Below are 485 nucleotides of genomic sequence, written 5' to 3' on the forward strand. Positions count from 1 at the left end.
TGTCGGGGGGGAACGTATGTTGGGCTATGCCGCCGCCGACGTGATGAACAAAATCACCCCCGCCGACATTTCCGACCCGCAAGAGGTCATCGCGCGTGCCAAAACCTTGAGCGTGGAGTTGGCAACCACCATCAAGCCTGGCTTTGAGGCTTTGGTGTTCAAGGCCTCACGCGGCATCGAAGACATTTACGAACTGACCTACATCCGCAAAGACGGCAGCCGCTTCCCGGCGGTGGTCTCGGTCACGGCCTTGCGCGATGCCCAAGAGGCCATTATCGGTTATCTGCTGATAGGCACCGACAACACCGCCCGCAAACAAGCGGAAGCCGCACTTATTAAGGCGGGGGCTTTGCAGAGCGCCATTTTTAACAGCGCCAATTTTTCCAGTATCGCCACCGATGCCAAAGGTGTCATCCAGATTTTTAATGTCGGGGCGGAACGTATGTTGGGCTATGCCGCCGCCGACGTGATGAACAAAATCACCC

At 56.9% G+C, this 485-nt stretch carries 1 protein-coding gene; it reads left to right on the forward strand.

What is annotated here, in order from left to right; all coding sequences use genetic code 11:
* Positions 1-485 (forward strand): PAS domain-containing protein (locus tag AADEFJLK_RS23765; RefSeq protein ID WP_146054756.1); only part of this gene is annotated, 485 nt, incomplete at both ends.

It is taken from the genome of Methylovulum psychrotolerans (assembly GCF_002923755.1).
Taxonomy (GTDB): domain Bacteria; phylum Pseudomonadota; class Gammaproteobacteria; order Methylococcales; family Methylomonadaceae; genus Methylovulum; species Methylovulum psychrotolerans.